The sequence below is a fragment of the Cellulomonas biazotea genome (assembly GCF_004306155.1).
GTDB classification, from domain to species: Bacteria; Actinomycetota; Actinomycetes; order Actinomycetales; family Cellulomonadaceae; genus Cellulomonas; species Cellulomonas biazotea.
On sequence record NZ_BIMR01000340.1, the window covers coordinates 1 to 8001 of the forward strand.

Genomic DNA, 8001 nt, shown 5'->3' on the forward strand with positions numbered 1-8001 from the left:
GGGGGGGGCGCCCCCGGGCCCCCCCCCCCCCGCTGCCGGCCTCGACGCGTCCCGACCCGGGGCCGTCCGTGAAACCGAGCATCACGCGGAGGGGACGTACGGCGCGGACCGGGCCGTTCCGCGTGTTCCGCACCGTGATCCTGCCGCTGCTCGTGCCGGTGCTGTCGACCGCGACGATCCTGATCTGCCTGTACGTCTGGAACGACGTGTTCTACGCGTTCTTCGTCGTCGGCGGCCGGCTCGACACGCTGCCGCTCAACCTGTTCCAGGTCGCCAGCGCCGGGCTGTACCTCGACAACTGGCACCTGATCTTCGCCTACGTGGTGCTCATGAGCCTGCCGTTGCTGCTCGTCTTCATGGTGGCGCAGCGCAAGATCATCTCCGGCATCACCAGCGGTGCCGTGAAGTAGCGGCGACTCGCTCCTCGGCACCTCGTCCTGCCCGGCCGATGAGCTCCCGCCGATAGGGTCGACGTGAACGGGCGGCGCAGGTGCGCGCTGGCGGCGGTGTCCGGCGGGCGGCGCCGCGATCGAGAGGTGCGCAGGCGATGAGCGGCAAGGTCAAGCGGGTCGGCATCCTCACGGCGGGCGGCGACAGCCCCGGCCTCAACGCGGCGATCCGCGGCTTCGGCAAGACCGCGATCGGCGCCTACGGGATGGAGCTCGTCGGCTTCCGCGACGGCGTCACCGGCCTGGTCGAGAACCGCACGGTGCCGCTCGACGGCGCGGCGCTGTCCGGCATCCTCACGGTCGGCGGCACGATCCTCGGCACGAGCCGCGACAAGGTGCACCGGTGGGTCGTCGACGGCGAGGTCCGCGACATGGTGCCGACGGTCGTCGATAACTACCACCGCGAGGGGCTCGACGGCCTGATCATGCTCGGCGGGGGCGGGACCGCGAAGAACGCCATGAAGCTCGTCGAGGCCGGGCTCAACGTCATCCACCTGCCGAAGACGATCGACAACGACATCGCCCGGACGGACACGACGTTCGGGTTCGCGACCGCGACGGAGATCGCGACCGAGGCGATCGACCGGGTGCACTCCACGGCGCACAGCCACCACCGGATCATCCTCACCGAGATCATGGGGCACCGGGCTGGCTGGCTGACGCTCGGCGCGGGCATCGCGGGCGGCGCCGACATCATCCTCATCCCGGAGATCCCGTACACCGTCGAGTCGATCGCGGAGACGATCCGCGCCCGCCGCGCCCGCGGGTCGAACTTCAGCGTCATCGCCGTCGCCGAGGGGGCGCGCGACGTCGGCGACACCGCCGACTACGAGGCCGCCCAGCTGCTCGTCAAGGCCGCCAAGACGCCCCAGGCGATCAAGGCCGCGAAGACGCACCTGGCGCACGTCGAGGACCAGCAGCGCGAGCACACCTTCAAGCTCGCCCGGGAGCTCGAGGCCGCGACGTCGCTCGAGAGCCGCGTGACGATCCTCGGCTACGTGCAGCGCGGCGGGGCACCGGTCGCCGCCGACCGGATCCTCGCGACCCGGCTCGGCGCGGCGGCCGCGGACGCCGTCGCGCGCGGCGAGTCGGGCGTCATGGTCGCCGCCCGCGGCGAGGGGACCGAGCTCGTCCCGCTGTCGGAGGTCGCCGGCAAGGTCAAGCTCGTCCCGCCGGACCACGAGTGGATCACCGCGGCACGGCAGGTCGGCACGGGGCTCGGCGACTAGGGCGGTCGGCGGCCGCGGGCGGTCGCGGCTCCGGCCCGCCGGTGCTCCAGGGCTGCCTGCGTGCGGCCGGCGCCCCCGTTCGGCTGCTGTTGCCGTGCGTCGCGGGCGGACGGACACTGACCGGATCCCGGTCGGAGGTGATCGACGTGCCCGACACGTCCACGTTCCCCGACGCCCTGCCGGTCCTCGCCGCCGGACGTCATCGGCACCCCAGTGATGGCGGTTGCGCCATGGAGTGGGCGAGCCTGCTCGCCGGTGAGCGGTGGAGCGACCACCCGGCGTGCACGCACCCGCTGCTCGCGCACCTCACGCGGGCGGTCAACGACCTCGTGGGCGACCGCGCCCGGACCGCGCTCGCCCGTCTCGTCCCGACGCTCGTCGGGCTCACCAGCGACGACCGGACCTGGTCGCTGGAGATCGCGACCGTGACCGTGCGGCACGCGCTGCACCGGTCGCTCCCGGCGGACCGGCGCGACCTCGTGGTCGCCCTGCTCACGCTCGACCGCCTGCTCGCGGCGTCGGACGGACGCCCGGCGTCCCGGCGACGCCCGGCGACGACCGCGCTGCTCGCGACGGTGCCTGCGGGCGACGTCGTGTGGGCCGAGCGGTTCACGCGGGCGATGGGCGCGACGCGGCACGTCCGGGGGCTGTCGCGCCGGATCGTCGACGTGTGCGTCGCGACCGTCGCCGCGCCGCCCGACGCGGACGGCGCGCTCGTCGCCATGCTGACCGACGCCGTGGAGACGTGCCAGGCGCTCACCCGCCGGGCCGAGCGCGACGCGACGGTCCCGGGCTCGTCAGCCCGAGCGGCCGGTGTGCCCGCGTCCGCCCCGGAGCGCGCGACCGCGCGCCTCGCCTGGAGGTGACCGAGGGGCGGACGTGAGACGTCCGCGCTGCGTGCACCCGGGCGTCCACGGGCGCGGACCGCCACAATGTGCGACGGCGGCCCGGCACCGGACCGCGAGGCTGGGCGACGGGGCCCGTGGACGCGACGGGACCGCACCCCATGACCAGCACCATCGACGAGGCGACGCGCCCTGCTGCGATCCCGCACGGCCGCACCGAGGACGTCCTCGGTCTGCTGACCGGCGTCGTCCTCATCGCGCTCGGGATGTCGCTGCTGCGGACCGCGGGGCTCGTCACGGGCGGGATCGCCGGGGTGTCGCTGCTGCTGGGCCACGTCGTCCACGTGCCGCTCGGCGTGCTCTTCTTCGCGACGAACCTGCCGTTCTTCCTGCTCGCGGCCCGCAAGGCGGGGTGGTCGTTCACGCTGCGCAGCGTCCTGACGGTCGCGCTCGTCTCGGCCGCGACGGCGGTGACCGCGTCGCTCCTGCAGGTCACCGACGTCGACCCGCTGTTCGCCGCGGTCGTCGGGAACGTGCTGTGCGGGACGGGCATCCTCGTGGTGTTCCGGCACCGGTCGAGCGTCGGCGGGTTCTCGATCGTCGCCGTGATGATGCAGGAGCGGTCCGGCATCCGGGCCGGGCACGTGCTCATGGTGCTCGACACCGCGGTCGTGCTCGCGGCGCTGCTGGTCGCGCCCCCGGTGCAGGTGCTCGTGTCGGCAGGCGGCGCGGTGCTGCTCAGCCTCATCGTCACGTTCAACCACCGGCCCGGGCGGTACACGGGCTTCTGAGCCGCCGCGGGTCCCAGCGGTCAGGCGTCCGGCGCCGGGTCGGTCTGCAGGTCGGCCTGCCACAGGTCCGGGCCGAACACCTCGTACTGGATGTCGCGCGGCGGGACGCCCTGCGCGACGAGCGCGCTGCGCACCGCCTGCAGGAACGGCACCGGGCCGCACAGGTAGTACGCCGACCCGTCCGGCAGGTCGACGTCCGCGACGTCGAGCAGACCCTCGTGCACGCCGTCGACGGGCAGGGTGCTGGTCGTGTCGCGCTCGTACCAGACATGCACCGCGCCGTCGCGCAGGGCCCGGACGTCGTCGAGGACCTGCTGCCGCAGCGCGAACGACGACTCGTCGGCGTCGGCGTGCAGGACCAGGACCGGCAGGTCCGACCCCGCGGCGACCAGGTGGGACAGCATGCCCGCCATCGGGGTGATGCCGATGCCGGCGCTGACGAACACGACCGGTGCCCCCGACTCGTCGAGCACGACGTCCCCGAACGGCAGCGACAGGGTGAGCTCGTCGCCGACCTGCACGGTGTCGCACAGCAGGTTCGACACCTCGCCGTCGGGCTTCGCGCCGCCGTGCACCCGCTTGACGGCGAACCGCCGGTGGTCGCCGTCGTCGGCCCGCGTGAGGCTGTACTGGCGGGGCTGGTGCACGCCGTCGGGCATGAGCACCTTGACCGTCACGTACTGACCGGGCAGGGACGTGCGGACCGACCGGTGGTCCGTGCGGCGCACGACGAACGACACCACGTCGGCGGTCTCGGGGATCTTCTCGACGACCTGCCACTGCCGCCACACCGTCTCCGGCCGCACGCCGCGGGCGCTGTACAGGCCGCGCTCCTGGTGGATGAGCGCGTACGCCATCAGCCAGTAGACCTCGTCCCACGCGGCCGCGACCTCGGGTGTCACCGCGTCGCCGAGGACGTCGCCGATCGCCCAGAACAGGTGCTCGTGCACGACGCCGTACTGGTCGGGACGCAGGCCGAGCGACGCGTGCTTGTGGGCGACGCGGTCCAGCAGCCGCTCGGGGAGCTGCTCGGGGTGCGACACGAGGGCCGTCGCGAACGCGGCGACCGACCCGGCCAGGGCGACCTGCTGCGTGCCCTCGGCCTGGTTGCCGCGGTTGAACAGCCCGTCGAGCAGGTCCGGCCGGGCGGCGAACATGTGCTCGTAGAACCGCTGCGCGATCTCCCGGATGTGCTCGGCCACGACCGGCAGCGTCGCCTCCACGACCGGTCGGGCACTCGTCGACAGCATGGCTGCCCCCTGCGCGTCGTTGCGGACGGCCGCTCCCCGGCCGACTCCCACCGTACGAGCGTCGCGACGCGACCACCCTCTGAGACGGGCGGTCGCGCGACGCGGCCGTGTCGGTGACGCAGGCACTCCAACGCGCCACTCGATCGGGTGGAGTAGGTGCCACCACCCTCGATTCATCCCACGTCCGGAGGTGAGGCTCCTTCCCATGGACGGGGTGGAGATCACGAATGCCGACGTCGCCGCCGCGCGACGTGCCTGGCAGCGGGCGGTCGCGGGCGGTGCCAGCGAGGCGCGCACGTGCCTGCTCTACGACGACCTCCGCCGCGTCATCAGCGCCCAGGCGCAGCAGATGGCGGACGACTTCCGCCTGCGCCGCAGCCGCGAGGCCTGACGCGTCGACCGGACCGGACCGGACCCGCCCGGTCCCGGCGGGCGGTGGGCGTGCCGCGCGGTTAGCGTCGAGCGATCCGACGGGGAGGGTCGACATGTCGCTGGCGGGCAAGGTGGCGCTCGTGACGGGCGCCGGGTCGGGCATCGGGCGGGCCACCGCGGTCCTGCTGGCACGGCAGGGTGCGACGGTCGTCCCGCTCGGGCACTCGCAGGACAGCGCGGACGAGGTCGCCGACGAGATCCGGGCGAGCGGGGGCACCGCGCTGGCGCTCGCGGCCGACGTCGCCGACGCGCAGGCCGTGCGCGACGTCGTGGCCCGCATCGACTCCGAGCTCGGCCGCCTCGACGTGGTCGTCGCGAACGCCGGGGTGAACGGCGTGTGGGCGCCGGTCGACCAGATCGAGCCCGACGAGTGGGGCGCCACGATCGCGACCAACCTCACGGGCACGTTTCTCACCGTCCGGTACGCGGTGCCGCTGCTCGTGCGGCAGGGCGGGGCCGTGGTCGTGGTGTCGTCGATCAACGGGACGCGGACCTTCAGCAACTCGGGGGCGTCGGCGTACGCGACGAGCAAGGCGGGGCAGGTCGCGTTCGCGCGCATGGTCGCGGTCGAGCTCGCGCCCCGGGGCGTGCGCGTCAACGTCGTGTGCCCGGGCGGGATCGAGACCGAGATCGACGACAACACCGAGCAGCGGAACACCGAGGGGCTGGGGGTGCGGGCGGAGTTCCCCGACGGGCAGATCCCGCTCACGGGAGCCGAGCCGGGGGCGGCGTCGCAGGTCGCGGACGCGATCGCGTTCCTCGTGTCCGACGCCGCGAGCCACGTGACCGGCACGGAGGTCTTCGTCGACGGCGGGCAGTCGCTCGTCGTGTGAGGGCAGAGCCCGTCTGCGCGACGGGCGCGCCGGTCGCGTGCGACGACGCCGACGCAGGACGACCGGTCAGGCGCCGAGCAGGGCGACGGCGACGATCCCGAGCACGGCCCCCAGGACGAGGAGCGCCGCGACGGTGATCGCGGCGGCGCGCCGGCCCAGCAGCACCCCGGCGGTCACGACGGGCACGACCCACACGGCGACCGCGAGGACGACGAGCAGCGTCGACTCCGACCTGTCCTGTGAGGTCGGCTGCTCGCCGAAGAACGGGGCGACGGTGACGACCGCCGCGAAGAGCAGGTACGCGGACAGCAGGAGGGCGCCGACGCCCGTCACGACGACCGCGGCGACGCGCCCGCTCCCGGACCGCTGCCCCTGCTGCGCCTCGGCGATCGTCTCCACATCGGCACCGTAGCGGTGCGCCGACGCCGCGACGCCGCGAACGGGCCTCGGACAGCAGGGCCGGGCCAGCCGGGCCAGCCGGGTCAGCCCGGTCAGCCGGCCAGCGGGCACCCGGCGCAGGACGGCGGCCGGACCTCGCGCGGCGCGCAGCCGGTGCACCCGTCGAGGGGCTGGGAGACGAGCCCGACGGCCGCGGCGTGGTCGAGCGACGCGGTGACGAGGTCGAGCGGCAGGCCGAGGACCGCGGCGACGCGTGCGGGCCGCAGCCCGCGGTCGGTCTCGCGCAGGACGTCGGCGAGGACGCTCACAGCAGCCGCCCGACCTGGAAGACGCCGACGGCGAGGACCCACGCGAGGACGAGCTGCGCGGCGACGGCGCCCGTCGTCCAACGCCACCCGAACAGCCGCGCCTGCTCGGCGAGCGTCGCGAGGCACGGCGTGTACGCGAGGACGAACACCATGAACGCGAGCGCGGCCGCGGCGGGCGCGCCGCCGGAGGTCCGGTCGAACGTGGCGGCGAGCTGGCTGCCGAGGTCGCCGGGCAGCGACGGGTCCTCGGGCTCGGCGACGGCGTACGTCTGCGCCATCGAGCCGACGACGACCTCCTTCGCGACGAACCCCGTCATGAGGGCCGCCGACGCGTGCCAGTCGGCGAACCCGGCGGGCGCGAAGACCGGCGAGATCCCCTCGGCGACGCGGCCGTAGACGCTGTCCTCGACGGGCACGTCGGCGACGGTGTGGCCGCCGGTCGCGGGCACGGCCATGAGCACCCACACGACGGACAGGGTCGCGACGATGATCGCGCCCGCCTTGGTGACGAACGCCCGCACCCGCACCCACGTGGACGCGGCGATGGCTCGCAGGCGGGGCCGTTGGTAGGCGGGCAGGGCGAGGACGAACGGCTCGCGCACGAGGTCGCGGAACGCGGTGCGCCGCAGCAGTGCGCCGACGCCGACGACGAGCAGCGCCGACCCGACGTACATCCCGAGGACCGCGGTGCCGGGCGACCGCGGGAAGAAGATGCTCGCGAGCATGAGGTAGACCGTCAGGCGGGCGGTGCACGACGTGAGCGGCACGAGCAGGCCGGTGAGCAGCCGCTGCCGCGCGTGCGGCAGGACGCGCGTGCCGGACAGCGCGGGCAGGTTGCACCCGAAGCCGACGACGAGCGGCAGGACGGCCCGCCCGTCGAGGCCCAGGGCCCGCATCGCGCGGTCGGCGACGAACGCGGCGCGGGCCAGGTAGCCGGAGTCCTCGAGCAGGGCGACGGCGACGAACATTAGCGCCATGAGCGGCACGAACGACGCGACCGTCGCGACGCCCGCGAGGACGCCGTCGACGACGAACGACGCGACCCAGTCGGGTGCGGGGCGCAGGACGGTCTGCAGCCCGCCGCCGAGCCAGCCGTTGAGGGCCGCGTCGACGGCGTCCATGAGCGGTGCGGCGGCGACGGTGACGAGCTCGAACAGCGCCCACATGACGGCGAGCAGCACGGGCAGGCCGACCCAGGGGCGCAGCAGGACGGCGTCGACGCGGTCGGACCAGGTGCGGGTCGTGGGGCCGGCGGGGCGGTCGAGCCCGGCGTCGGCGAGGACGTCCTGGACCCACGCGAACATCGCCTCGGCCTCGGCGAGCCGGGCGTCGGAGTCCGGGACCGCACCGGGACCCGCGGAGGCGCCACTGTCGGAGCCGACGCGCCCGGGCGGGTCCGCCGGTGCCCGCAGCCGGGCCGGCGACGCCAGCGCGGACCGCACCGCGGCGGCCAGCGCGTCGACGC

10 protein-coding genes are annotated in these 8001 nt (G+C 74.7%); 6 read left to right on the top strand and 4 right to left on the bottom strand.

Annotated features, from left to right (window positions below; all coding sequences use genetic code 11):
• Positions 1 to 122 precede the first annotated feature (122 nt).
• The 4 genes from CBZ_RS18115 to CBZ_RS18130 all read left to right on the top strand — a co-directional run bounded on the left by CBZ_RS18115 (position 123) and on the right by CBZ_RS18130 (position 3314).
• On the top strand, positions 123 to 410 hold the full coding sequence (locus CBZ_RS18115; RefSeq protein WP_246013527.1) for an ABC transporter permease family protein: 288 nt from the start codon (positions 123 to 125) through the stop codon (positions 408 to 410).
• Positions 411 to 547: 137 nt separating this feature from the next.
• On the top strand, positions 548 to 1678 hold the full coding sequence (locus CBZ_RS18120; protein ID WP_130782865.1) for a 6-phosphofructokinase: 1131 nt from the start codon (positions 548 to 550) through the stop codon (positions 1676 to 1678).
• 146 nt (positions 1679 to 1824) lie between these two features.
• Positions 1825 to 2544, top strand: a complete 720-nt coding sequence (locus CBZ_RS18125) for a hypothetical protein (RefSeq protein WP_130782866.1) — start codon at positions 1825 to 1827, stop codon at positions 2542 to 2544.
• A gap of 140 nt (positions 2545 to 2684) precedes the next feature.
• A complete protein-coding gene (locus CBZ_RS18130; RefSeq protein WP_130782867.1) occupies positions 2685 to 3314 on the top strand; it encodes a YitT family protein in 630 nt (209 codons plus the stop codon).
• Between the two features lie 20 nt (positions 3315 to 3334).
• On the opposite strand, the gene CBZ_RS18135 is transcribed toward CBZ_RS18130, so the two are convergent.
• Positions 3335 to 4564: a globin domain-containing protein gene (locus CBZ_RS18135; RefSeq protein ID WP_130782868.1), complete on the bottom strand. Its 1230-nt coding sequence runs from the start codon at positions 4562 to 4564 to the stop codon at positions 3335 to 3337.
• Positions 4565 to 4778: 214 nt separating this feature from the next.
• On the opposite strand from CBZ_RS18135, the gene CBZ_RS21140 reads away from it, so the two are divergent.
• On the top strand, positions 4779 to 4955 hold the full coding sequence (locus CBZ_RS21140; protein ID WP_165446845.1) for a hypothetical protein: 177 nt from the start codon (positions 4779 to 4781) through the stop codon (positions 4953 to 4955).
• Positions 4956 to 5049: 94 nt separating this feature from the next.
• A complete protein-coding gene (locus CBZ_RS18140; RefSeq protein ID WP_130782869.1) occupies positions 5050 to 5829 on the top strand; it encodes an SDR family oxidoreductase in 780 nt (259 codons plus the stop codon).
• Between the two features lie 66 nt (positions 5830 to 5895).
• Here the strand turns inward: CBZ_RS18140 and CBZ_RS18145 are convergent, their stop codons facing one another.
• From CBZ_RS18145 to feoB, 3 genes are all read right to left on the bottom strand, one after another.
• The gene (locus CBZ_RS18145) at positions 5896 to 6228 is read right to left on the bottom strand and encodes a hypothetical protein (protein ID WP_130782870.1); all 333 of its coding nucleotides are present in this window, start codon (positions 6226 to 6228) and stop codon (positions 5896 to 5898) included.
• A gap of 92 nt (positions 6229 to 6320) precedes the next feature.
• Complete coding sequence (locus tag CBZ_RS18150; RefSeq protein WP_130782871.1) at positions 6321 to 6536, bottom strand: hypothetical protein; 216 nt, start codon at positions 6534 to 6536, stop codon at positions 6321 to 6323.
• Positions 6533 to 8001: ferrous iron transport protein B (feoB, locus tag CBZ_RS18155; RefSeq protein WP_130782872.1), on the bottom strand; the 1469-nt coding region annotated here is incomplete at its 5' end. The genes feoB and CBZ_RS18150, both read right to left, overlap by 4 nt.

What these genes read in the sequence shown, in the direction of transcription:
- CBZ_RS18130 (WP_130782867.1), top strand. Translation starts at nt 2,685, where the DNA reads ATGACCAGCACCATCGACGAGGCGACGCGCCCTGCTGCGATCCCGCAC.
- CBZ_RS18135 (WP_130782868.1), bottom strand. Translation starts at nt 4,564, where the DNA reads ATGCTGTCGACGAGTGCCCGACCGGTCGTGGAGGCGACGCTGCCGGTC.
- CBZ_RS18140 (WP_130782869.1), top strand. Translation starts at nt 5,050, where the DNA reads ATGTCGCTGGCGGGCAAGGTGGCGCTCGTGACGGGCGCCGGGTCGGGC.
- CBZ_RS18120 (WP_130782865.1), top strand. Translation starts at nt 548, where the DNA reads ATGAGCGGCAAGGTCAAGCGGGTCGGCATCCTCACGGCGGGCGGCGAC.